This is a genomic window from Pseudomonas rhizozeae (genome assembly GCF_031583775.1).
Lineage (GTDB): Bacteria > Pseudomonadota > Gammaproteobacteria > Pseudomonadales > Pseudomonadaceae > Aquipseudomonas.
This window is the reverse complement of record NZ_JAVLSB010000018.1, coordinates 1-24352: the sequence shown is the minus strand read 5'-3', so window position 1 is coordinate 24352 and position 24352 is coordinate 1. Positions and strand designations below refer to the sequence as shown.

The following is a 24352-nucleotide window of genomic DNA, read 5'->3' as shown; positions in this document are numbered from 1 at the left end:
GAATAGAAGAGTTGGGGGCGGGCGGCGAGCAATGCAACCGCGGCGCATGGGCGCAATGGTGCTTGTCACCGCCACACATGTACAGTCAAGTGTGTTGATAGTCGCTATTAAGTTAAAGCAGTCATAACGGCTTTTTGATAGGCCGGACGCTGCCGTAAACGTGCATACCAGGCTTCGATATGGGGCTGCGGCGCGCGTTCGATCGGCATCTCGAACCAAGCGTAAATAAAGCTGCCGAGGGGGATGTCGCCCATGCCGATTTCATCGCCGGACAGGTACGGCTGCTCGGCCAGTGCCGCGTTGACAGTCGACAGCAAATCGTCGCAGGTCTTGATCCCGGCTTTGATCGCAGTCCAGTTCTGCTGCTCGGCAGGCGTGCGCAATACACCCCAGAACACCACGCGGAACGGGTCGGTGAAACTGGAAGTGGTCCAGTCCATCCATTTGTCGGCGGTCGCGCGACGCTGCAGATCGCTGCGGTACCAGTTCGAATCACTGGCGTGGCTGGCCATCAGGTAACGCACGATGCTGTTGGATTCCCACAGCACGAAATCACCGTCCTCAATCATGGGCACCCGACCGTTCGGGTTCTTGGCCCGGTACTCCGGCGAGTCGACCACGCCAAACGCACCGCCCGCGTCGATCGTTTCGTATTCCAGGCCCAGCTCTTCGGCCGCCCAGAGTGCCTTGCGCACATTCGATGAATTTTTCCGACCCCAAATCTTCAGCATGACCGCTCCTCATTGGATGAATGCGCGAGCAGCATACGCCGGATCAGGCGCGGCTCAAATCGCTCTGCAGGTCCCCCAGCAGCAACGGCAGGTCGTCGCCGAATAAATGTGGGTAACAGCTTTCCAGGTGCTGGAAGAAAAATGCTTCGGGCACATCGCTGAACTGACCGTGGTCCACCAGATACTCCATCAACAGTTCGCCCTGGCGATTGAACGGGTGAAACACGCTGTCATGAATGCCATCGAATTCCAGCGGCGCGACGTTGAACAGTTCACACAAGCCCTGGTTGAACGCCGGCGTGGCCTTGACCCAGCAATCGTTCAGGTAGATCTCGGTATAACCATGCATGGCAAACACGTCACTCTTGAGCAACGCCAGCAGACGCGGGGTCGACAAATGATTACGTACATCCGCCAGACCGATGCGCGCCGGGATCCCGCAATGCCGCGCGCAACCGGCCAGCAGCGTCGCCTTGGGCACGCAGTAACTTTCGCCGCTGGCCAATGCGTAACTGCCGCGCAAGGTGTCTGGGTCGCGGCTGAAGGTGTAAGGGTTGTAGCGCACGGCCTCGCGCACGGCGTAATAAAGGCTGACTGCCTGGTCACGGGAGTCGCGGGAAATGCCGCGATGGTTTTCGGCGAACTCCACCACCGAGGGATGGTCACTATCGATGAAGCGGCCGGGACTCAGGTATTCGTGCATGCGCTGGATCTCCTGGAAAGCCCCGAGTGGGGAAGCCCCGAGTCTAGCGACACCTTCAGCACACAGAAAACGGCGTTTCGGCCAAACATGGGCGCTTTACCGCGCCATCCACGAACGATTTCCACGCCCTGTTGCCCACAGGTCTGACGAAATCCATCGAAGGTTTCCCACGAACTCAATCGCCTTGTGCTGACACGCCTGATTAACGGATGCCGTCTAAGCTCTGAAGGTCGGATTTGCCCTGATTCACGGAGGATTACATATGCTGTTGTTGTGGATACTGGTTCTGGTCGTCGGGATTGCCTACCTCGCCCACCGCCGCATCGCCCCGCTGCCTGCCCTGGGCATCGTCGCCGTTTACTTGGTGGCCATGGGCATCTTCAGTCACGCGCCGGGCTGGTTACTGCTGATCTTCTGGGTGCTGTTGGCCGCGGTTGCCGCGCCTTTGCTGCTGCCCGACCTGCGCCGCCGGTACTTCACCGCGCCGCTGTTCAACTGGTTCCAGAAAACCCTGCCGCCGATGTCACAGACCGAGCGTGACGCGATCGATGCGGGCACGGTGTGGTGGGATGGCGAGCTGTTCAGCGGCCGCCCGGACTGGGACAAACTGCTGGCCTATCCAAAAGTGCAACTGACCGAGGAAGAACAGGCGTTCATCGACGGCCCGACCGAGGAATTGTGCGCGATGGTCAGCGACTGGCAAATCGGCCAGGACATGGACCTGCCACCAGAAGCCTGGACCCATATCAAGCAAAACGGCTTCTTCGCCCTGATCATCCCCAAAGAGTTCGGCGGCAAGGGCTTCTCAGCCTATGCGCACTCTCAAGTGGCAATGAAACTGGCGACCCGCAGCGGCGACCTCGCCTCGACCGTGATGGTGCCTAACTCCCTCGGCCCCGCCGAACTGTTGCTGCATTACGGCACTGATGAACAACGCAATCATTACCTGCCGCGGCTGGCCCGTGGCGACGATATCCCCTGCTTCGCCCTCACCGGTCCCTTGGCTGGCTCCGACGCTGGCGCCATGCCCGACACCGGGATCATTTGCCGGGGTCAATGGGAAGGTCAGGAAACACTTGGCTTGCGCCTGAACTGGGAAAAACGCTACATCACCCTGGGTCCGGTCGCCACCCTGCTCGGCCTGGCCTTCAAGGCCTACGACCCCGATCACTTGCTGGGCGACGAGGAAGACCTGGGCATCAGCCTGGCGCTGATTCCGACCGACACCCCGGGCGTCGAGATCGGCCGTCGGCACCTGCCGCTGGGCGCGGCGTTCATGAACGGTCCGAATTCGGGCAAGGATGTATTCATTCCGCTGGAATTCCTGATCGGCGGCCAGGAAATGCTCGGCAAAGGCTGGATGATGCTGATGAACTGCCTGTCGGTCGGGCGTTCGATCTCCTTGCCGGCGGTGGGCACTGGCGCGGCTAAGTTCACCAGCCTGGTGACCGGCCAATACGCCAATGTGCGCGAGCAGTTCAACGTTCCCTTGGCCGCCTTCGAAGGCATTCAGGAAGCCATGGCCCGCATCGGCGGCAACGCCTGGATGATGGACGCGGCGCGCATGCTCACCGCCAACGCGGTTGACCTCGGCGAAAAACCGTCGGTGCTGTCGGCGATCCTCAAGTACCACCTCACCGAGCGTGGCCGCGAGTGCATCAGCCACGCCATGGACGTGCACGGTGGCAAGGCCATCATCATGGGCCCGAACAACTACCTCGGCCGCAGCTGGCAAGGTGCGCCGATCTTCATCACTGTGGAAGGCGCGAACATTCTGTCGCGCAACTTGATGATTTTCGGCCAGGGCGCGATTCGCTGCCATCCGTTCGTACTCAAGGAAATGGCCCTCGCCGCCCGCGAAGATAAGGACGAGGCGCTTAAGGAATTCGACGGCCTGCTGCTCAAGCACATCGGATTTGCCGTCAGCAACGCGGCGAGCACGCTGGTGCTCAACCTGGGCTTAGGGCATTTCGAACACGCGCCAGGCAACAAGCTCAGCCAGGGCTACTTCCGTGCACTCAATCGTCAGGCGGCGGCATTCGCCATGCTGGCCGACTTGAGCATGATGTTGCTGGGCGGCGAACTGAAACGCCGTGAACGATTGTCTGCGCGCCTTGGCGACGTGTTGAGCAACCTGTATCTGTCGTCCGCGGCGCTCAAGCGTTATCACGACCTGGATTCGCCGGAGCACATGGCGCCGCTGTTCAACTGGGCCATGGAGGAAAGCCTCGGCCAATCGGAACGGGCGCTGGATGAATTGCTGACAAACTTCCCGAGCAAGGCGCTGGGTTGTCTGCTGCGAGTGGTGGTGTTCCCGTTCGGCCGCCGTCACAAAGGTCCGTCGGACCGACTCGATGCCGAAGTGGCAGGGGTGATAGGCCGCGCCAAGGGCGATCCGACGTTGGAAGAACTGCTCGCCGGATGCTACCGCCCGCAGTCGGCGCAAGATCCGGTCGGCGCGCTGCAACATGCCAGCGACCTGCTGGGTGCCGCGCAACCATTACAGAAGAAACTGCATCTCGCCCTTAAGGGCGGCCAGGTCACACCGGCAGCCGGCGAACATGCCATCGACGCCGCGCTGGAGGCCGGAGTGCTGCAACCACTGGAAGCCCAGTCGCTGCGGGACGCCGAAGTGGCGCGACGCAAGGTGATCGACGTGGATGCCTTCGACAAAGAAGCATTGAAACTGGGCGAAGGGCGGGTCCGCTGATCTTTCAGCAGCAGCTTTGATATGAAAAACGGGCGCCGGGGCTTTATACTCCTGCGCCCGTTTTGCTCTTGAGGACTTATCTCGTGTCCAACGTCGTTGCCGACCATCTCGTTTTACTCGACCACCTGCGCAGCATCCTGGTCGCCGTGGGTGAGGCCGAGCAGGTTCCTGAAGAAAGCCACGCTCTGTTTCTGGAGCGCTTTGACGAGCTGCGTGCGTTGCTGCCCGTCGACCCGATTGAAAGCCAGTACCTCGGCCAGGACATCCTGTGCCAGGTGATCACCCGCTATCCGCAAATTGCCCACCTGGTCCCGCGCGACCTGCTGTGGTACTTCGCCGGTGACTGCCTGCACTACATGCCGGATGACGAAATCGATCTGTATCAGGCGCTGGAAGAACGTCGTTTCGAAGCCGAACAGAACGACGAACCGTTCGACTGGAATCAGGAAAAACAGCTGTTGTCGATGTCGAATCAGGACAGCAAGCACTGATCTGCGATCAGTGATTATCAAGGCCCGCGGTGCTGAACCGACGGGCCTTTTTTATCGGGACAAACCGTCACTCTCCGGCATTTCGTATTGCGCCGCAATCTTCGCTGACGGCTTGCCCAAGGTTGGCTCTTTCTCCAGGCATTCCACCAGATAGTCGATCAACACCCGCAACTTCGGCGGCAAATAACGCGTTGGGGAATGCAGCAGCCACAAACCGCCGTGGTAGGACGCCAGGAAGGTCCACTCCGGCAGTACCTGCACCAGCAAGCCCTGCTCCAGCGCATGGCGAGCGGTGAAATACGGCAGGCTGCCGATGCCAATATGTTCAAGCACCGCACCCAGGCGCACGCCGGTGTGGTTGGCCGCGTATCGACCGCGCACGCCGACCGTGACCGATTTGCTGCCCTGTTTGAATTTCCAGCGCGCATCGTGCGGAGTTTCCCCCAGATAGATGCAGCTGTGATTGAGCAGATCATGGGGATGGCTCGGCGTGCCGTGCTCGGCCAGGTAGCGCGGCGTGGCGCAGAGCATATGATCAATAGTCAGCAGTTGTCGTCCGACCAACCCCACGGGTGGCCGATCAGTGATGCGGATCGCCAGGTCGACGTGGTCGTCGATCAGGTCCACCTGCCGATCTTCAAGCATCAGCTCTATGTCGACCTTGGGGAAACGCCGAAGGAATTCCGGCATGTGCGGATGAATCACGAAACGTCCGACCGCTTTCGGCACACTGATCCGTACCCGACCCTCGGCTTCATGGGTGAACTGGCCACTGATTTCCATCACTGACTTGGCCGCGCTGACCATCTCCTGACAGCGCTTGAACACCTCTTCCCCGCCATCGCTAAGGCGTAACTTGCGTGTGGTGCGCTGCAGCAACCGGGTAGCCAGGGCTTTTTCCAGACGCGAGATGCTGCGGCGGATCGCCGATGGTGACGAACCCAGATGCCGCGCGGCCTCGGAGAAGCTGCCGGTCTCAACGACCTTGACGAAAATCGCCATCTCACCCAGCAGCGGCAGCGGTAAATTGATGCTCACGGCGCACAAGTCCTTTGAGGTTTGAACGGATTATCACGCATCAGGGCCGTCCCTATAATAAAAATAATGAACCAGTGATACAGGGTGCACCATGACGCTTCGCCTCTTTTTCCACAGTGATGACCTCAAGGCCAACGTCGAAGTCCTCGAATGCACAGCACATGAGCAGGAGTTCGCAGTGATCCTGCGTGCGACCCTGTTTCATCCCCAGGGTGGCGGCCAACCTTGTGACACCGGATGGATCGGCGACAGCCGAGTGCTGCGAGTGGTGCAGGAGCCGGAGCGCATCGTTCACTTCGTCGACGCACCGGTAAAAATTGGCATGGTTGCGATCCGGGTCGACGAACAGCGCCGCCGCTTCAATACGCGCATGCACTCTGCCGGGCATCTGATCGGGCATTTCGTCCAGGCGCTGGGCTGGATGCCGATCAAGGCGCATCACTGGCCGGATGAAGGCAAGGTGCAGTTCAAGCCTGGCGACGGCGCCGAGGAGATTGACGCCATCACCCTGCAAACCGGTGTCGAACAGTGGATCGCCCATGATTTGCCGCGCCTGACGTCGTTGCGCGAAGGTGTCCGGGAAATAGGATTTGGTGAATTACCCGCCTATGGTTGCGGCGGCACTCACGTGAAGAGCCTCAAGGATTTGGGCTCGATCACCATTGCTTCACTCTCACAGAAAAAGAGCACGCTGTCCGTCCACTATCACGTGGACTGAGCACCCGAGGCGACGCCATGGCGGCATCGCTTGATACTCAGGCCCGGCATTCGTCGGCCCGCTGACTCACCCTTAGATGGATCTAAAGCATGATGCTGGATGTCGAGCGTCTCGATGAGACGTGCATAAAAAAACTGGCGAACCAGGAGGTGCTCGCCGTTCGCCTGCAAGGCTTTTTACCGCCGCCGTTGGCGCTGCAGATTGGCGACAAAATTCTCGCTCCCGGATTTGAAGGCTATATCAACGCACCGAGCATCGGCCGCATCGGCATGGCGTTCTACGAGGCGGAAAACCAGCCGATGCTGATCGAAGATTACTTCGATCGAGCCGCCCGCAATATTGCTGAACTGCGCAACCGATGTGCACCGTACGCGTCCCCCGTCGATACCTTGCGCTGCCTGCTTGATGAGTCGTGGCCGGCCGGCGCGCACCTGGAAAGTCTTTACGGCCGCAAAATGTACGTGGGCCTGTCCAGGGTAGTGAAACCCGGTGTGTGCTTTCTCGCCCACCACGACGTTTTCGCCAAGGACGCGCCGGACAGTTTCCAGGCCCGAAGCCTGGAGGCGCAGTTCGCCTGCAACCTGTACTTGAACATGCCCGCCGTCGGCGGTGCGTTGCAGATGTGGGATCAGGCCATTTCACCGGAGCAATTTGACGAGATGCGCGGCGATAGCTATGGCATCGATCCGGCCCTGCTCGGCCCTCCCGCCCTGGAAATTCGTCCTGCGCCGGGGGATTTCATCATGTTCAATTCGCGCTGCATGCACGCGGTAACGCCGGGCATTCAAGACCCGCGTCTGAGCCTGTCTTTTTTTGTCGGCTACCGCGGCAGTGCGTCGCCCCTGACCTTCTGGAGCTGACATGCTTTCCAATTACCTGGGGGAATTCCTCGCACTGGCCACCATTCACTTCCTCGCAGTGGTGGCCCCCGGGCCGGACTTCGCCGTCACCATCCGCCAGAGCGTGCGCTTCGGCCGACCTGTGGGCATTTGCACAGCGCTGGGAATTGGTGCCGGAATTTCCGTGCACGTGCTGTATACCGTACTGGGCGTTGGCGCACTGATGCACACCCTGCCGTGGATGCTGACCGCCGCCAAGGTGCTCGGCGGCGCTTATCTGGTTTACCTCGGCGTGAACCTGCTGCGCAGCCAACCTAAATCAGCGATAGAGGGTGAGTCCTCTGAAGAGCCGCCAACGCAGCAGCAAACCTTGCTCAAAGCTTTCAGCACCGGTTTTTTGACCAACGCCACCAACCCCAAGGCGACGCTGTTTTTCCTGGCGATTTTCACCAGCCTGATCAGCGAGAACACGCCTTTGCAGGTTCAAGCGCTGTACGGCGCATGGATGTGCTTCGTCAATGCGCTGTGGTTCGTGATCGTCGCGCTGTTTTTCTCCAACCCCGGCGTGCGCCTGCTGTTCCTGCGCATGGGGCATTGGTTCGAACGCGGCATGGGGGTGATCCTGATTCTGTTCGCCGGGCGACTGGTGTTGTCCATGTGAGTAAACAGGTCCGTCATTCGTCGGTTTTCAAGCAAACCTGTCAACTCTGACAGTAGGCAGCGGGCGGCCGAACGCGTTAAGTGTGATGAGCGACATCCCGCTGACACTCGAAGGCTTCTCCATGCCTGCGGCCCATCCCTTCTCCAGCGCTGAGTTACCAGATTTCGTGGAGTCACGAATCACCGGGCACGCTGTCGGCTGCATCCAGCAGCGATGGGCGGGCGAACATTTGCTGCGCGGCGCCCTGCCGGACTCCACGGCGTTACACCTGTCGAGTAACGATTATCTATGCCTGGCTAACGAGCGCCAACTGATTGAGGCACACGCTGGCGCCGTAATGGCAACGCAACATCAGTTGCTCATGTCCGCCACCTTTCTTCACGGCGATACGCCAACCGCGCGACTGGAACAACGCCTCGCGCAATTTATGCGCGCACCCGACAGCATCCTTTGCCAATCAGGCTGGGCCGCCAATGTCGGGCTGTTGCAAGCCATCGCGGATCAGCACACGCCGGTTTATCTGGATATCCACGCACATATGTCGCTCTGGCAAGGCGCTCATGCCGCGCACGCCCGCGCGATCGCCTTTGCCCACAACGACGCCACCCATGCGGAGCGCCAGATCAAGAAGCATGGCCGAGGCGTGATTGCAGTGGATGCGGTCTACAGCACGAACGGAAGTCGCTGTCCCCTGGCGGATTTCGCCGATGTTGCGCAGCGTAACGACTGTGTTCTGGTGGTCGACGAATCCCATTCGCTCGGGACCCACGGCCCCCATGGTGCCGGACTGGTGGCCGAGCAGGACCTGATGCGCAACGTGCATTTCCAGACGGCCAGCCTGGCCAAAGCGTTCGCCGGGCGCGCCGGACTGATCACTTGCGCGAGCCATTTCAAGGATTACTTCGCAATGGAGTCCTATCCGGCAATCTTCAGCTCCTGCCTGCTGGATCACGAGCTGACCTGGTTCGAACAGGTGGCGGACTTCATCACACTCGCTGACGATCGTCGCCTCAAGCTGCATGCAGTCACCCGGCAGGTGCGAACAGCGCTCACGCAATTGGGCTACGACACCAGCGCGGGCACCGAGCAAATAATCGCGCTGCAATCAGGGCGCGAACTGCTGACCCTTGGCCTGCGGGATGCATTGCAAGCACGGGGCATATTTGGCTCGGTATTTTGCGCGCCGGCCACCGGGCTTCACCGCTCCCTGATACGGCTGTCCATGAACTCGGGACTCAGTGAAATGGACGTCGAGCGCCTGATAGATGTGTGTGCGCAGATTCGGGATGAGGTGAGGCTGGACCAGTGGAAACGGCCGAGATCGGCGGACCCATAGGATTTTGATCGCGAGTACGCGACAAATCACGCACACACAAAAACGCCGATCAATTGAGCGGCGTTTCTGAGAAATTGGAGCGGGAAACGAGACTCGAACTCGCGACCCCGACCTTGGCAAGGTCGTGCTCTACCAACTGAGCTATTCCCGCAAATGGCGTCCCCTAGGGGACTCGAACCCCTGTTACCGCCGTGAAAGGGCGGTGTCCTAGGCCACTAGACGAAGGGGACACGCTACCCGGAACACATGGTGTGTGTTTCGGTGCCCAGATCCGCATCCGAAGACTTGGTTCTGGTTTCACTCGTTCTTGCCCGAAAGCAAGAGCGTTTAAAATTGGAGCGGGAAACGAGACTCGAACTCGCGACCCCGACCTTGGCAAGGTCGTGCTCTACCAACTGAGCTATTCCCGCATTGGCGTCCCCTAGGGGACTCGAACCCCTGTTACCGCCGTGAAAGGGCGGTGTCCTAGGCCACTAGACGAAGGGGACACACGTACAACATTCACTCCCTACTGCGCTTCGCTGTGTGCTTTACGCTGTAAGTGGCGCGCATTCTATGGATGGATTGAAGGGTCGTCAACCCCCAGATATAAATTTATTTAAATCAATGACTTCGAGGTGCTTTCAGGACGATTTCCGGCATTTCCGTCGCCCGGCCATTGACGCCTATATTCTGGCACCCGCCAAGCGGTTATAGTCCACCCTGATGAATGATGGCATTGTGCATGCACCTGATTACAGCTGACTTATCGATAACCGAAGACAGCCGATACAGGTCTGGACGCCACCGAACCAACTCGTCGTGCGGCGCTATGCGCCCCTATGCCAAGCCACTACACTCGCACGCGAACCCTATCAAGAGGTCTTACCGGTGACACCACTCATGATCACCCTGCTAGTCGTAGCCGGGATCGCACTATTGATCGCCATTGGCTACATGAACCATGTGGTGGAAAACAACAAACTGGAAAAGGCCCGCGCCAAGGTCGAACTCAATGACCGCTTGCGTCGTTGCGGCGAAATCACCGAGACCTTCCCTGGTCAGCTGATGACACCGGCGTTGAAGCTGTTACTGACCCGACTGGAACTCAACGTCTGCCAGCGACTGCTCAACCTGGAAAAATCCAGCGCCAACCTCAAGGCACGGATCACCGAGTTGTCAGCTCTGACCGCCCAAGGCGAATCGCTGCCGGTAAATAACCCGCCCTCGCCCATCCAGACCGAAGCCAAGGCCAAGGACGTGCGTTTCCTGCTCGAAGCCTTGCACGGTCAGATCACCCGCGCGGCGCAAGACGGCTTCTTGCAACCCACCGAAGCCAAGCGCTGGATTCGCGAAGTCCGGCATATTCTGGTGTTGCTGCACATCGAGTTCTTCAACAACCTCGGCCAGCAATGCCTGCAGCAGAATCAGCCTGGCCAGGCGCGGCTGGCGTTCGAGCGCGGCGTGCAATACCTGCGCAAACAGCAGGAACCGCAGATCTACGCCGAACAATTGGAGTACCTGGAAAAACTCCTGGCCCGGGCCAACGCCCAAGTCATGGACAAGACCGCCCCGGCTGAAGATGAAGTTAACCAATTGACCACCGGGCTCAAGGAAGTGGAAGCCGACGCTGACTGGAAGAAGAAAGTGGTGTACGACTGATCAGCGCACATGCAAAAAGCCACCGATCAAGGTGGCTTTTTTTTGCCCGAACATTACAACCTGAAATGCCCGACCATCCCCTTCAGTTCCACGCCCAACTGCGCCAGCTCGATGCTTGACGCCGCATTGCCCTGCATCGCCAGCGATGACTGATCGGCACTCGCGCGGATACTGGTGACACTGCGGTTGATTTCCTCAGCCACTGAACTCTGCTCTTCCGCCGCCGCCGCGATCTGCTGGTTCATCTGCTGAATCAACGACACCGCCGCTGCAATGCTGCCCAATGCGCTTTCGGTTTGCAGGGCGTCGGACACCGCCAGTTTCACCAGCTCGCCACTGTTCTGAATCTGCTGCACCGACGACTGCGCGGCGGATCGCAGGGCGCTGACCAGCCGCTCGATTTCTTCGGTCGATTGCTGTGTGCGCTTGGCCAATGCCCGGACTTCGTCGGCGACCACGGCAAAGCCCCTGCCCTGCTCGCCAGCCCGGGCGGCCTCGATGGCGGCGTTGAGCGCCAGCAGATTGGTTTGTTCTGCCACGCTCTTGATCACCCCGAGCACGGTGCCGATGTTCTGGATTTCCGCGCTGAGGCTTTCGATGCTGGAACTGGCGGACGTCGCCGAGTCGGCCAGTTGCTCAATCCGCGCCATGCTCTGGCGCACCACTTGCTGGCCGTCTTCGACCTTGCCGTCCGCGGTCTGTGCCGCCACGGCCGCTTCTTCGGCATTGCGCGCGACGTCATGCACCGTGGCTGTCATCTGGTTCATGGCGGTGGCGACTTGTTCGGTCTCTTCTTTCTGGCTGCTGACTTCGAGGTTGGTCTGCTCGGTGACCGCCGACAGCGATTGCGCAGAATTCGCCAACTGCTCGATGCCGGCTTGCAGGCCGCTGACAATCTGGCTCAACCCGGCGCCCATCTGCTGCATCGCCTGCATCAACTGGCCGATTTCATCGCGCCGCGTCACTTCGATTTTGGCGCTGAGGTCACCGGCAGCAATTTGCTGCGCCACGGCGATCACTCGACGCAACGGCGTGACGATCAGCCGGGTGATAAACCATGAGGCGATCAGCCCGACTAGCAAGGCCAGCGCCGAGGAACCGAGGATTAGCAGTGAATTCTTGTTCAGCTCGGCCTGCATCGACAGGTCTTCAGCGTCATAGGCTCGATCCACCCGCTCCACCACTTGCGCGGCGCGTTCGTGCAGTTGCTGGTAGACCTGTTTTTCCTGGGCCAGCAGGCCGGTGTACTCGGTGAGTTTTTCGCTGAAACTGGCGATATGGCCCGCCACTTCATTGAGCACGGTCTGGTAACCGGCATCCTTGATTGAGGTTTTCAACGCTTCGGCCTGAGCGAGCGCCTGCTCGGCCTGCTCGATCTTGCCCTGTGCCGCGTCCTCGTCAACGCCCTTGCGACTTTGATCCAGACGTACCCGGGCTTCGTTCAGGGCTTGCAGCATCAGGCGCGACACTTGGCTGACCTGGTTGGCCTGCTCGATGAATTCCGCCCCCTCCTTGCCTTCCGAGGTTTTCAGCGTATAACCGCCGTCGTCCGCCAGGCCCGCCTGCAAAACATCCAGATTGTTGGCCACACTGGACACCGACCAACTGGCCATTTCCAGCGCAAGGTCCTTACTTTGGGTCAGTTCGACAAACTCGTCGAACGCCTTGCGATACGCCGCCAGGGACTGCTCAACATCATTCATCACCGGCACATTGGCCGCTGATTGCGCTTTCAACTGCGTTGCCAGGGCCACCAGCGAATCGACGCCGGCGTGCAAGGCGTCGACGGTTTTCGGGTCGCCGCGCAAGGCATATTCCTGCTCCAGCAGCCGCACCTTGAGCAACTCGCTGTTCAGCGAGGACATCTGCTTGAGGCCGCCGAAGCGCTGGCTGATGGTCTGCAAGGACCAAACGCCAATGGCCGCCACCAATGCAGTCAACAACAGGACGAGGACAAACCCGATCCCCAGTTTCTTCGCCATACCGAGGTTGGCAAAACGTCCTTGCACGGCCGAAATCATTGCGCGTAATCCCCTTCAGATGCCCAATGGCAGCAAGACCATTCTGTAAGTTTGCAGAGTCGCAACGGCGTGCCCGTCAGCACAAGTCTCTGGCGTCGGAATAATGGCAATTAGCTACGCCTGCGTCGCTTTCAGAACATTCGAGGTCGATCCCGAGTCGCTGCCTTGAAGAACGTCATCGCTCGTGGGTCACTGCCAAATGCCACGTTGATCCGCAGCCAGTTACCCGCCTCCCCCGTCGGGCTGAACGCGCCTGGAGAAGACAGCTGCACGCCGCAGTCACTGGCCAATTCACGCAACTGCTCGTGATTCAGCCATTTGGCGCGCGCCCAGACGAACAAACCGCCGCTCGGTTTTCCAAAGACCTCCCACTCTGCATCGTCCAATGCCTGTAAAACCTGAGCCCGATGGCAACTTAAACGTTGTCGTTGCCGCTGCACCAATTTGCGATAAGCGCCGTTGGCCAGCAGATTGGCCAGCACCGCCTCACAGAACCTGGACGCGCCCATGCTGCTGACCATCTTCACTTCCGCCAGGCGCGCGACCATTTCCGACGGTGCCACGACGAAGCCGACGCGCAGCGAACTGCTGAGGGTTTTGGAAAAACTGCCGACGTAAATCACCGAGGTGTCGCCCGCCCGCGAGGCAAGCCGAGCACCGCACGGGCTGTTCAGGTCGGCATACACATCGTCTTCGATCACCAGCACCCCGTAGTGCTTGGCCAAGGCCAGCACACGGTTGGCCACCGCCGGCGCCAGGTTACTGCCGGTGGGGTTGTGGAAGAAGCTGTTGATGAACAAGGCCTGTGGCCGGTTTGAGGCGAGAACGGCCTCCAGAATGTCAATGTCCGGCCCACGGGGCGTGCGCGGCACCTCGACCATGCGCACGCCGTGCAGCCGCAGCAGGTCGAACAGCGGTGCATAACCGGGGTTCTCCACCACCACGCAGTCGCCGGGTTTGAGCAGAGTGCGCACTACCAGGTCGAGGGCCTGGCTGGCGCCGGCGGTACTGAGGAGGGAGTCTTCACTTGCCGGGATGTCCAGCAGCTTCAAGCGCTTGAGGATTTGCTGGCGCAAGGCCGGCAAGCCGAGGGGTGTGCTGTAACTGAACAGTCCGGCCATGTCAGTGCGGGTGACCTGGCGGATCGCATAACTGAGGTCGTCGGTTTCCCGCCAGCTCTCAGGCAAACTGCCGCAACACAACTTCAGCGCGGCGGGGCCAGCGTCGACACGGTCGATACGCTGCGGCTCGCTGCCCTCGAACCACGCAACGTCGCAGGCGCAAGCGCTGACCGGCAGCGGCGCCGCCACCACGAAACCCGAACCATGCCTCGACGCCAAGACCCCTTGGGTGATCAGCCGCTCATACGCCTCGATGACGCTGGACTGGCTGACCAGATTGTCCCTCGCCAGCGCACGGGTTGACGGCAGACGAGTGCCTGGGCTCACCTCTTCGCGTCGGATCCAGCCAGCCACCGCGTCGACGATTTGCTGTACGACAGGCACCAGGGCCTGTCGGTCAATTCTCAATTCCATGAGCACGCAAACTCCTGACTGTTTTTGCGGGAAGGAGTTAAGCACAGGCGCGCCGAAAACGATGTGCGACAACGCCGTCAAAAAGCACCGTTCTAACCATTTGAAACACAATGGCCAGCGCTGAAAAACGGCTAAAAACTGCGACCGAAAAAAAACCCGCTTGAACGCGGGTTTTTTCTTACAAGACTCGACGACTCTTCTGTCAGAACGCCGTGACGCCGCCGTCCACTGCCAGGGAATGACCGGTGGTGAACGCCGCGCCATCGCTGCACAGGTACAACACGGCGCTGGCGATCTCCTCGACCTTGCCGATACGCCCCACCGGGTGCATGGCGTTGGCGAATTCACCTTTCTTCGGATCAGCTTCATAAGCGCGGCGGAACATATCGGTGTCGATCACCGCCGGGCAGACCGCGTTGACCCGAATTTTCTTCTTGGCGTACTCGATCGCCGCGGATTTGGTCAGGCCGATCACCGCATGCTTGGACGCCGCATAGATGCTCATCTTCGGCGCAGCACCCAGGCCCGCCACCGACGCAGTGTTGACGATCGCCCCGCCGCCCTGGGCCAGCATTAACGGCAGCTGGTATTTCATGCACAACCAGACGCCTTTGACGTTGACGCCCATGATCGCGTCAAACTCGTCCAGGGTGCCTTCGGGCAACTTGCCCTTTTCGATTTCAATGCCGGCATTGTTGAAGGCGTAATCGAGACGGCCGTAAGTGCCGATGACTTCCTCCATCAAATGTCGCACTTCGCTTTCCTGAGTGACGTTGCAGCGCACGAAAGTCGCTTCGCCGCCCGCAACACGGATCAGCGCCACGGTGCCTTCGCCACCGGCGGCGTCGAGGTCCGACACCACCACTTTCAAGCCTTCGGCGGCGAATGCCTGAGCGGTCGCGCGGCCAATGCCGGCGGCGCCACCGGTGACCACTACTACCTGGCCGGAAAACGTCATGCTCATTGTTATGTCCTCGAGAAATACGCGGGATCGTGTCGCAGCAGTCTAGCCATCGCCGCCGTGCCGGGGCAGCACTATCCAAACGCGGGTTATGGCCTTATGGATGACGGTGATAGAACACCCCGACGGACCATCACTGCACTGGATCGACCTGCATTCGCCGCATCAGCCAACCTTGCGCCGGAGCCCTTGAGCAGCTATCAACAAGGCTTCACTCATCTTGAGCACCTGCCATGACTGCCCAGACCAACCGCCAGTTCCTGCTCGCCAAACGCCCGGTGGGCCCGGCGACCCGCGAGACCTTCACCTATCAGGAAGTCCCGGTCGGCGAACCGGCGACAGGACAGATTCTGGTCAAGAATGAATACCTGTCCCTCGACCCGGCCATGCGTGGCTGGATGAATGAAGGCAAGTCCTACATTCCGCCGGTTGGCCTGGGCGAGGTGATGCGGGCGCTGGGTGTTGGCCAAGTCATCGCGTCGAATAACCCGGGGTTCACGGTCGGTGACTACGTCAACGGCGCCTTGGGCGTGCAGGATTATTTCCTCGGCGAGCCGCGAGGTTTCTACAAGGTCGATCCGAAACTGGCGCCGCTGCCGCGTTACTTGTCCGCACTGGGCATGACCGGCATGACCGCCTACTTCGCCCTGCTCGACGTCGGCGCACCAAAGGCCGGCGACACCGTGGTCCTGTCCGGCGCTGCAGGCGCGGTGGGCAGCATCGCCGGGCAAATCGCCAAGCTCAAGGGCTGCCGGGTCATCGGCATCGCCGGCGGCGCCGACAAGTGCAAATTCCTGATCGACGAACTGGGTTTCGACGGTGTCATCGATTACAAAAACGAAGACGTCCACGCGGGCCTGAAACGCGAGTGCCCGAAAGGCGTCGACGTTTATTTCGATAACGTCGGCGGCGATATTCTTGATGCAGTGTTGAGCCGCCTGGCGATGAAAGCGCGGGTGGTGATCTGCGGCGCGATCAGCCAGTACAACAATAAGGACGCGGTCAAAGGTCCGGCCAACTACCTGTCGCTACTGGTCAACCGGGCGCGAATGGAAGGTTTCGTGGTGATGGACTATGCCGCGCAATTCGCTGCCGCCGGGCAGGAAATGGCCGGTTGGATGGCCGCGGGGCAGCTTAAGAGCAAGGAAGACATCGTCGAGGGCTTGGAGACCTTCCCCGAAACACTGACCAAGTTGTTCAGCGGTGAAAACTTTGGGAAGTTGGTGTTGAAGGTCTGAAGCCAGACTCAGTCAGTGTGGGAGTGAGCTTGCTCCCACAGTTTTTTGCGGTGGTCAGGCGATCTCGGCCACCACATCCGCCAGCGCCTTCGCCGGATCCGACGCTTGGCTGATCGGCCGGCCAATCACCAGATAATCAGAACCGGCATCCAGCGCCTGGCGCGGGGTGAGAATCCGCCGTTGATCATCCTGCGCACTGCCCGCCGGACGAATCCCTGGGGTGACCAGTTGCAGCGACGGGTGAGCGGCCTTCAATGCCTGGGCTTCCAGCGCCGAGCACACCAGGCCGTCCATCCCGGCTTTCTGCGCCAGCGCGGCGAGACGCAGTACTTGCTCCTGCGGCTCGATGTCGAGGCCGATGGCCGCCAGGTCTTCGCGCTCCATACTGGTCAGCACGGTCACGCCGATCAGCAACGGCTGCGGACCGGTGCGCTGGTCGAGCACTTCACGGCACGCCGCCATCATGCGAAGGCCGCCGGAACAGTGTACGTTGACCATCCACACGCCCATTTCCGCCGCTGCCTTGACGGCCATGGCGGTGGTGTTGGGGATGTCGTGGAATTTGAGGTCGAGGAATACTTCAAAACCCTTGTCACGCAAGGTGCCGACGATACCCGAGGCGCTGCTGGTGAACAGCTCTTTGCCGACTTTGACCCGGCACAGTTTCGGGTCCAACTGATCGGCCAGCTTCAGTGCGGCGTCACGGGTGGGGTAATCCAGGGCGACGATGATAGGAGTCTGGCAAGCGGACATGAGTGGGCTCTCAGGCAAGTCGAAATCGGCGCGCATTGTAGCGGAACCAGCGGCGCTGCGGGACCCGGTGATCGGTAAATCGTCCTCAGCGATCAGTTCATTCAAAGCCGCTCAACCCGCGCATGGCTCTTACTCCAATCCGTCAACAAGCTGTACGCCACCGCCAACAACGTCGGGCCGATAAACAACCCGATAAACCCAAACGCAATCAACCCGCCAAACACCCCCAGCAACACAATCACCAACGGCAAATTGCCGCCGCGGCTGATCAGGTACGGCTTCAGCACGTTATCCACACCACTGATGATGAACATCCCCCAAATCCCGAGGAACACCGCATACCCGTACTCGCCCTTCCACGCCAGCCAGGCCGTGGCGGGAATCCACACCAGGGGCGGGCCCATGGGAATCAGGCTCAACAGGAAGGTGACAATCCCCAGCACCAATGCCCCCGGCACGCCGGCGATCAGGAAACCGATCAACGCCAGCACTGCTTGCGCTGCCGCGGTCCCGATGACGCCGTTGACCACCCGCTGCACCGTGCCCGCCACCAGTTCGATGTAATACCCGGCGCGATCGCCGATCAGACGTTCCAGCAAACCGTGTACGAAATGTGCCAGGCGCGGCCCATCGCGGTAGAAGAAAAACACGAAGACGATGCTCAGAGTCAGCTCAAGGATGCCACCGCCAATCTGTGCGCTGCGCGCCAGAAGCCAGTTGCCGACCTGCCCCAGATAGGGTTTGACCGCGACCATCATCGCCGCGCCCTGTTGATCGATGCTGTTCCAGATGCCCACCAGGCGTTCACCCACCAGAGGCAAACTGCCGAGCCAGACCGGTGCTTCCGGCAGGCCGTCCATTTGCACATCCTTGATGAAGGCCGTGGCATCGCGCACGTGGTCCGCCAGGTTGAAGCCCAGCCAAACCAGCGGCGCCGCAACCAACACCATCCAGCCGACGGTCAATATAGCGGCGGCCAGCGACTCACGGCCGTTGAGCCAGCGGGTCAGCAGGCGCATCAGCGGCCAACTGGCGAAGGCCAGCACAGCGCCCCAGAACAGCGCCGACCAGAACGGCGCCATGACCCATAAGCTCGCGCCAAACAGCACCAGGAGCAGGATCTGCACCAACAGTCGATCGTTATTGAGCATGGAATCTCTCGAGCAAGTTCAACCAACAAAGAGTAGGCGGACGGTGCCAAGCCGTTCGCCCGATGCAGCTTAGCGCAAGAGTTCGATGCGCAGGCCTGCGTCTTCGACCTTGCCGGTCTCCATGCGCGCGGCTCGCACGCCTTGATTGATCAGGGCCTGGCGCCAGGCTTCGGCCTGCTGGCCAGAAACACTGATGCGCAAGGTGGTGTCGAGATTGAGGCCGCGGGAGATCAGGCGCAGCCAGGTGGCGTCGGGTTCTGCGACGAGTTTTGGCAGGTCCAGTTCGCCGGTGCTTTTGAGCTGACGCAGCAGCGTGGCCGAGGTCGGCAGCAAGTCGCCCAGCGGCGTGCTCGCCTCGAACTGTTCGACATGCAGGTAGGCTTTGCGATTGCCGCGGGTGATGCTGTAGAGCGCCACCAGGGTGCTGTCCTGTGGCGCGGCCAGGCGCAAAAGCAAATAGGCTTGTTGCTCGTCGGAGCCGTAGAGCTTGGCGTTGCCGAACACTTCGTTGGCCCACAGGCTGCTTTCACCGCAATCCCGCGCCTGGCACCAGAACAGCAGTTCGGCGCCCTTTTCCTGCAAGGCTTCGCGGGCGGCGGTGAAGGCTTCGGTGGAGGCATGCTCCGGAGGCAATTCATAGGTGATCGAAGTGGTTTGCCCACGGGCACTGACCTGACCGTCGAAGCGCAACTGACCGCTGATCTTGCGGATCGAGCCCATTGGGTAGATGCGCTCGACCTCGGTCGCCGTGCGATAGTCGACGATTTGCGCGTCGGCCAGCCGTGGAACCAAGGGTAAGTCCTGGCTACCGGGCACATCGGCGGCGAATAACCAGGGGCTGAAACAACAGAACGCCAGCAGGCTGATGGAGCGCATAAGGCGACTCATCGGATGGAAATGGCCGGAACGCTTACGCCAGGACGGGCGTCATCGCGGTACTGCGGCACATGAACGTCACCCCGGATGACGGCCGGAACTCGGCCATCGGATGTCGCAGCAGTGTAGAGATCGATCATGGTTGTCTCCCTTTTCAACCCGACCAGCCTCGACAGTTGCCGGGCGCAAGTCAAGGAACGGCGAAGAACCGATTGAAACAGTCTGCGACAAGCTCGGCGCCGGCCTCGTCGTTGAGGTGCAAATGATGGCCACCGGGCAGTTGCTCACAGGCAAAGGGTAGACGCTCCAGCAACTCGTGGTGTTTGGCGAGCATGCCGTCAGCCGCGACGACTAATTGCGTAGGACAGGCGATACGCTGTACGAAGGACAACGCCTGTTCATCCGACAGCCGCAGCGGCGAAGCCAGGGTCAGGCGACTGTCGGTGCGCCAGGTGTAACCGCCGGCGACCGGCATCAAGCCGCGCTGGCCGAGCAGTTCGGCTGCTTCGCGACTGACCGCCACCAAGCCGCGCATCCGCGCTTCGATGGCACGTTCAAGGTTGCTGTAGACCGGTTTGCGTTTGGCCTGCAAATCCAGTTGCGCTTGCAGGGCCATGCCCATGCGTTCGGCGGCATTGTCGTGAGAGGCTGTAGGAGGAATCACCCCGTCGATCAGCGCCAGATGAGTGATCCGCTCCGGCAGCGCCCCTGCCAGCACTACGGAAACGATCGCGCCCATGGAGTGCCCGAGCAAACCGAACCGCTTGAAGCCTAGTTGTTCTGCGACCTGCAACACGTCATAGGCATAATCCCACAAGGCATAACCCGCGCCCAAAGGCCGATGCCCGGAATGGCCGTGTCCGGCCATGTCGAGGGCGACGATGCGCAAACCGTGAAGCTTGGGCGCCAGCCGCGCGAAGCTGTTGGCGTTGTCCAGCCAGCCATGCAAGGCAATCACGGGCAAGCCGTCCTCGGGGCCGAACATATGCGCGGCCAGTTCGATGTGCGGCAGGCTCAGGCGTACTTCCTCAACGGCGCTGTTCATGGGGTGTCCTTTTGGCGCCGGCCTTCCCAGCGGTTAAACAGATTTTTCAACAGCGTGGCGGTGTCTTGCGGGCGTTCGAGGGGAAACATGTGGCCGCCGGGCATGGTCAGGGTTTCCCCGTGGGGCATGCGACCGACTCCGACCGCGTGGTGGCGCATCACCACTCGACTCTGGCGCCCGCGCACCACGGCCAGCGGCACCTTCAACTCCCGCGCGCGCCCGGGACTGGTGTGCGGCACGCCGCGGAAGATACTGATTTCGGTAGCGGGATCGAAGCTCAGGCGCAGGCAATCACCGACCTGGTGCAAACCGTGCTGCAAGTAAGCGTCGAGGCATTCTGGGTCGAACGCGCGAAACAGCGTCTTGCCGGCGAAATACGCCCGGGCACTGTCGAGGTCGGCGAACTCTTCGCGGCGACCGAGTGTGCGCCCGGCCGGAGTCAGGCGATCGATGAAACCGAAACGCTTTGCCGCGCGAATCACCCACTGATCGGCGCGGGTCAGCACTGGCGAATCGAGCATCACCACGCCGCGATACAGTTCAGGGCAACGCAGCGCGGCGTGCAAATGCAGCACACCGCCAAACGAATGCCCCACACCCCACACCGGCTGGGCTTGTTGCTGCAGGTGATGGATCAATTCATCCACCAGATTGAGCCAGTTATCGTCCGCCGGAAAACGCGGGTCGTGCGCATGCTGTTGCAGGTGCGCAACCTGATACTCAGGCGCCAGCGCGGCGAACAACTTGCCATAAGTCCCCGACGGAAACCCGTTGGCGTGGGCGAAAAAAATCTGCTGCGACATACCGGCCAATCCACCTCAAAACAAGCGTCGATTGTCCGTAAGTCACGGCCCCACAGCAATGACCGTAACTGCCAGGAATGATGACAGTCCGGCCGTGCTGATGACCGATTCAGCGTGCCGGCGGCTTTTCACCCAGCGGTACCACCGCCATGGTCAGGCGCGACACACAACTGGCCTTGCCTTCGTCGCTGGTTAACCGGATGTCCCAGACGTGGGTGGTGCGGCCGATGTGGATCGGCTTGGCCACAGCTGTCACCCGACCGCTGCGCAGACCGCGCAGGTGGTTGGCGTTGATTTCCAGGCCCACGCAGTAGAACTTGCTGGCATCGATGCACAGGTAGCTGGCCATGGAACCGACGGACTCGGCCAGCACCACCGAGGCGCCGCCATGCAGCAAGCCGTAAGGCTGGTGGGTGCGGTGATCGATGACCATGCTCGCGGTCAGCGACTCATCGTCAAAGCTCTCGAAACGGATGTCCAGCAGCTCGCCGATGGTGTTTTTCTGGATCGCGTTCAACTGCTCGATGCTGGGAGTGGTACGCCACAAACTCATCGTTGCCTTCCTTTATTGGTTTTGTTCGATGCTCAATCCTGCCACAGCACCGCTTCATTGCGCTCGCTCCATTCTTCGAAGCGCGCGCCATAAGCAGCCTCGATCATGTTGCGCTTGATCTTCAAGGTTGGCGTGAGGAAGCCGTTTTCCACCGCCCAGTTGTCCTTGACCACCACCAACCGCCGCAACCGTTCGTGCTTATCGAGGCTGCCGTTGACCTCCTCCAGCAGTTCTTCCAGACTCGAGTGCAGCCCGTTGCGCGCACTGCCCACGGCGTCTTGCAAGCCCACCGCCGAGAGCACGCACAGGCCCAGCGGTGCGCTCAAGCCATCGCCGACCACACAGACCTGCTCAATGCGCGAATGCACCGCCAAGCGATTCTCGATCGGCGCCGGGGCGACGTATTTTCCCTTGCTGGTCTTGAAAATTTCCTTCAATCGTCCCGTCAAGCGCAGCCGCCCTTCGGCATCCTGCTCGCCCTTGTCGCCGGTGCGCAGGAAACCGTCGGCGGTGATGGTCTCCGCAGTTTTCTGCGGCTCCTTGAAATACCCGAGCATGGTCGCCTGGCTGCGGACCTGGACTTCGCCCGCCTCATCGATGCGCACCTCGACTTCCGGGCATGGCCGGCCGATCCAGCCAGGGGTGTCATCACCGGGGGTGCCGATGTGTGAGTAGCCGCAGCTTTCGGTCATACCGTAGACCTCCAGCACATCGAGGCCAAGCTTGCGGTACCAAAGCAGCAGCGTCTGCGGCACCGGCGCGGCACCAGACAGCGCTACGCGCAAGGCATCCAGGCCCAGGCCTGCCAGCACTTTGTGCCCGACGCGCTTGCCGATGAAGGGCAGGCCGAGCAGGAAATCCAGGCGTTTGGCGGGCATTTTGCTGTACACGCCCATCTGGAATTTGGTCCAGATTCGCGGCACGCCAAACAGCGCCGTCGGTCGTGCGCGGCGCAGATCGGTGAGGAAGGTGTCGAGGCTTTCGGCGAAAAATACCGTTTGCCCGGTGTAGATCGCGGCCATTTCAACAAACATGCGTTCGGCGACATGGCACAACGGCAAGTACGACAGCAGCCGGTCGGACTCGTTAAGACCGAACAACTGAGTGCCGCGGGTGGCAGCGAAACCGAGGTTGCCGAAACTGTGCATCACGCCTTTCGGCAGTCCTGTGGTGCCGGAGGTGTAAATGATCGTCGCCAGCGCCTCGGCCGGCGGCTGCGGGTTGTCCTGAATCGGCGAACTACGCTGCAAATCGGTCCAGGTAAAGCTGAACGAACCTTCGGGACAGAGCGGCAGGCTGATGGTTGGCAGATCGGCGGGCACGCCTTGGGACATGCTCGGCCAATCGTCAAGCTTGCCGATAAACGCCAGCGCTGCTTCGGAGTGTTGCAGCACTTGGGCCACGGAGTCGGCGGTGAGATTGGGATACAGCGGCACCGAAACGTGACCGGCCATCCAGATCGCCAGGTCGGCGATGATCCAGTGGGCGCAATTCTTCGAAATAAGCGCGATATGACTGCCCTGCGGCAACTCCCGTGCCCGTAGCCAGTGCGCCGCGCAACGCGCCTGATGGCCGACATCGGCCCAACTCAACGTCTCCACCTGCCCGCCACCACTGGGCTGAACCATAAACCGCTGACGCGGATGGCGAGCCTCACGCTCGTAAAACACCTCCAGCGGCAAACGAATGACAGCAGACATGTGATGCGCTCCTGTTATTTTTGTGTTGAGCAAGCGTAGTCAACCAAGCAAGTGCTTGGTTGACTAATTTCACACAAAAAATAACAACGCCTTAGTCGGAACGCCGCCCGGAGCCGGCTCGCTCCCACAGAATCACGCATACAACCCGAGACCAGGTCGGCTACTAGGCCGTCTCGACTGCTGTTGCTTTTGATCCGGCTTTTGATCTGCTCTGCCCCGTTAACCAGAGGCTGAACGCAGGTCTTGCGCAGTGGGCAACCCGGCAGGACGCCGGGTTGGCCGCCCCCGGCCAGGGATGGCCGATGGCGGCGGGCCCACGGAGCAAGGCCGGAGTGAAGGTATGCCGAGCCTTAGCGAGGCACCGAATGGAGGGGATGAAAGCGCTTGGTTACTTGGCGCTTTTCCAAGTAACCCGCTGTAAGAGCGGAACCCATAGAGGCCACCACCTAAGGAATGGATATGTACACCTGTCAAGTCTCTAGTGCCTGAACAGAAGTCATCGCTGGCAAGCCAAGCTCCCACAGGGTTTGGGGAAATCCGCAATTTACTCATCAGCAGGGAGATAGCCTTCGCGAGCAGGCTCGCTCCCACAGAATTACGCGTACAACCCGAAGCCAGGTCGGCTACTAGGCCGCCTCGGCTGCTCTTGATCTGGCTTTTGCTTTTGATCTGCTCTGCCCCGTTAACCAGAGGCTGAACGCAGGTCTTGCGCAGTGGACAACCCGGCAGGACGCCGGGTTAGCCGCCCCCGGCCATGGATGGCCGATGGCGGCGGGCCCACGGAGCAAGGCCGGAGTGAAGGCATGCCGAGCCTTAGCGAGGCACCGAATGGAGGGGATTAAAGCGCT

Annotated in this window: 21 protein-coding genes, 4 tRNA genes and 1 pseudogene; 8 read left to right on the top strand and 18 right to left on the bottom strand. The window is 60.7% G+C overall.

Annotated elements, in window-relative coordinates; translation table 11 throughout:
- Nucleotides 1-107: 107 nt before the first annotated feature.
- Nucleotides 108-731 (bottom strand): glutathione S-transferase family protein, encoded by a 624-nt coding sequence (locus RG836_RS03165; RefSeq protein WP_310843131.1) that lies wholly within the window; start codon nucleotides 729-731, stop codon nucleotides 108-110.
- A gap of 43 nt (nucleotides 732-774) precedes the next feature.
- The gene (locus RG836_RS03160; RefSeq protein WP_310843129.1) at nucleotides 775-1434 is read right to left on the bottom strand and encodes a transglutaminase-like domain-containing protein; all 660 of its coding nucleotides are present in this window, start codon (nucleotides 1432-1434) and stop codon (nucleotides 775-777) included.
- A 262-nt stretch (nucleotides 1435-1696) separates the two neighbouring features.
- Between RG836_RS03160 and RG836_RS03155 the strand changes: the two genes are divergently transcribed.
- Nucleotides 1697-4144 carry an acyl-CoA dehydrogenase gene (locus RG836_RS03155; RefSeq protein ID WP_310843128.1) on the top strand — a complete coding sequence of 816 codons (2448 nt, stop codon included), beginning with the start codon at nucleotides 1697-1699 and terminating at the stop codon, nucleotides 4142-4144.
- An 83-nt stretch (nucleotides 4145-4227) separates the two neighbouring features.
- Nucleotides 4228-4635, top strand: coding sequence for a PA2817 family protein (locus RG836_RS03150; RefSeq protein ID WP_310843126.1), 408 nt, complete (start codon nucleotides 4228-4230; stop codon nucleotides 4633-4635).
- Between the two features lie 51 nt (nucleotides 4636-4686).
- Here RG836_RS03150 and RG836_RS03145 read toward each other — a convergent pair whose 3' ends face one another.
- Nucleotides 4687-5673: a LysR family transcriptional regulator gene (locus RG836_RS03145; protein ID WP_310843125.1), complete on the bottom strand. Its 987-nt coding sequence runs from the start codon at nucleotides 5671-5673 to the stop codon at nucleotides 4687-4689.
- 91 nt (nucleotides 5674-5764) lie between these two features.
- On the opposite strand from RG836_RS03145, the gene RG836_RS03140 reads away from it, so the two are divergent.
- From RG836_RS03140 to cqsA, 4 genes are all read left to right on the top strand, one after another.
- Nucleotides 5765-6391, top strand: a complete 627-nt coding sequence (locus RG836_RS03140; protein WP_310843122.1) for an alanyl-tRNA editing protein — start codon at nucleotides 5765-5767, stop codon at nucleotides 6389-6391.
- An 89-nt stretch (nucleotides 6392-6480) separates the two neighbouring features.
- Nucleotides 6481-7251 (top strand): 2OG-Fe(II) oxygenase, encoded by a 771-nt coding sequence (locus RG836_RS03135; RefSeq protein WP_310843120.1) that lies wholly within the window; start codon nucleotides 6481-6483, stop codon nucleotides 7249-7251.
- 1 nt (nucleotide 7252) lies between these two features.
- On the top strand, nucleotides 7253-7891 hold the full coding sequence (locus RG836_RS03130; RefSeq protein ID WP_310843118.1) for a LysE family translocator: 639 nt from the start codon (nucleotides 7253-7255) through the stop codon (nucleotides 7889-7891).
- A gap of 85 nt (nucleotides 7892-7976) precedes the next feature.
- Entirely contained in the window at nucleotides 7977-9227 is a 1251-nt protein-coding gene (gene cqsA, locus RG836_RS03125; protein ID WP_310843117.1) for an alpha-hydroxyketone-type quorum-sensing autoinducer synthase, read from the top strand.
- 75 nt (nucleotides 9228-9302) lie between these two features.
- Here the strand turns inward: cqsA and RG836_RS03120 are convergent.
- The 4 genes from RG836_RS03120 to RG836_RS03105 form a co-directional block, all read right to left on the bottom strand.
- Nucleotides 9303-9378 (bottom strand) — tRNA-Gly (locus RG836_RS03120).
- A 3-nt stretch (nucleotides 9379-9381) separates the two neighbouring features.
- A tRNA-Glu gene (locus RG836_RS03115) sits at nucleotides 9382-9457 on the bottom strand.
- 104 nt (nucleotides 9458-9561) lie between these two features.
- Nucleotides 9562-9637: transfer RNA gene (locus RG836_RS03110), tRNA-Gly, on the bottom strand.
- 2 nt (nucleotides 9638-9639) lie between these two features.
- Nucleotides 9640-9715, bottom strand: a tRNA-Glu gene (locus RG836_RS03105).
- 394 nt (nucleotides 9716-10109) lie between these two features.
- Here RG836_RS03105 and RG836_RS03100 point away from each other — a divergent pair.
- The gene (locus tag RG836_RS03100; protein ID WP_310843116.1) at nucleotides 10110-10868 is read left to right on the top strand and encodes a hypothetical protein; all 759 of its coding nucleotides are present in this window, start codon (nucleotides 10110-10112) and stop codon (nucleotides 10866-10868) included.
- 53 nt (nucleotides 10869-10921) lie between these two features.
- On the opposite strand, the gene RG836_RS27265 is transcribed toward RG836_RS03100, so the two are convergent.
- The 4 genes and pseudogenes from RG836_RS27265 to RG836_RS03085 form a co-directional block, all read right to left on the bottom strand.
- The gene (locus tag RG836_RS27265) at nucleotides 10922-11785 is read right to left on the bottom strand and encodes a methyl-accepting chemotaxis protein (RefSeq protein ID WP_409078051.1); all 864 of its coding nucleotides are present in this window, start codon (nucleotides 11783-11785) and stop codon (nucleotides 10922-10924) included.
- Nucleotides 11780-12850 (bottom strand): annotated as a pseudogene (locus RG836_RS27260) (HAMP domain-containing protein); the annotation flags it as partial. The pseudogene RG836_RS27260 and the gene RG836_RS27265, both read right to left, overlap by 6 nt.
- Before the next feature lie 170 nt (nucleotides 12851-13020).
- The gene (locus RG836_RS03090; RefSeq protein WP_310843114.1) at nucleotides 13021-14424 is read right to left on the bottom strand and encodes an aminotransferase-like domain-containing protein; all 1404 of its coding nucleotides are present in this window, start codon (nucleotides 14422-14424) and stop codon (nucleotides 13021-13023) included.
- A gap of 202 nt (nucleotides 14425-14626) precedes the next feature.
- Complete coding sequence (locus RG836_RS03085; protein WP_310843113.1) at nucleotides 14627-15388, bottom strand: SDR family oxidoreductase; 762 nt, start codon at nucleotides 15386-15388, stop codon at nucleotides 14627-14629.
- Between the two features lie 230 nt (nucleotides 15389-15618).
- Between RG836_RS03085 and RG836_RS03080 the strand changes: the two genes are divergently transcribed.
- On the top strand, nucleotides 15619-16623 hold the full coding sequence (locus RG836_RS03080; protein WP_310843112.1) for an NADP-dependent oxidoreductase: 1005 nt from the start codon (nucleotides 15619-15621) through the stop codon (nucleotides 16621-16623).
- Between the two features lie 54 nt (nucleotides 16624-16677).
- Here the strand turns inward: RG836_RS03080 and pyrF are convergent, their stop codons facing one another.
- From pyrF to RG836_RS03045, 7 genes are all read right to left on the bottom strand, one after another.
- A complete protein-coding gene (gene pyrF / locus RG836_RS03075) occupies nucleotides 16678-17376 on the bottom strand; it encodes an orotidine-5'-phosphate decarboxylase (RefSeq protein WP_310843111.1) in 699 nt (232 codons plus the stop codon).
- 101 nt (nucleotides 17377-17477) lie between these two features.
- Entirely contained in the window at nucleotides 17478-18527 is a 1050-nt protein-coding gene (locus RG836_RS03070) for an AI-2E family transporter (RefSeq protein ID WP_310843109.1), read from the bottom strand.
- A 69-nt stretch (nucleotides 18528-18596) separates the two neighbouring features.
- Nucleotides 18597-19403 (bottom strand): DUF4892 domain-containing protein, encoded by an 807-nt coding sequence (locus tag RG836_RS03065; RefSeq protein WP_310843108.1) that lies wholly within the window; start codon nucleotides 19401-19403, stop codon nucleotides 18597-18599.
- Between the two features lie 190 nt (nucleotides 19404-19593).
- Nucleotides 19594-20448, bottom strand: a complete 855-nt coding sequence (locus tag RG836_RS03060; RefSeq protein ID WP_310843107.1) for an alpha/beta hydrolase — start codon at nucleotides 20446-20448, stop codon at nucleotides 19594-19596.
- Entirely contained in the window at nucleotides 20445-21251 is an 807-nt protein-coding gene (locus tag RG836_RS03055; RefSeq protein ID WP_310843106.1) for an alpha/beta fold hydrolase, read from the bottom strand. The genes RG836_RS03060 and RG836_RS03055 overlap by 4 nt, the downstream gene beginning before the upstream one ends.
- 109 nt (nucleotides 21252-21360) lie before the next feature.
- Nucleotides 21361-21804: a hotdog fold thioesterase gene (locus RG836_RS03050; protein ID WP_310843105.1), complete on the bottom strand. Its 444-nt coding sequence runs from the start codon at nucleotides 21802-21804 to the stop codon at nucleotides 21361-21363.
- Between the two features lie 32 nt (nucleotides 21805-21836).
- A complete protein-coding gene (locus RG836_RS03045) occupies nucleotides 21837-23504 on the bottom strand; it encodes an AMP-binding protein (RefSeq protein WP_310843102.1) in 1668 nt (555 codons plus the stop codon).
- Nucleotides 23505-24352: the final 848 nt, after the last annotated feature.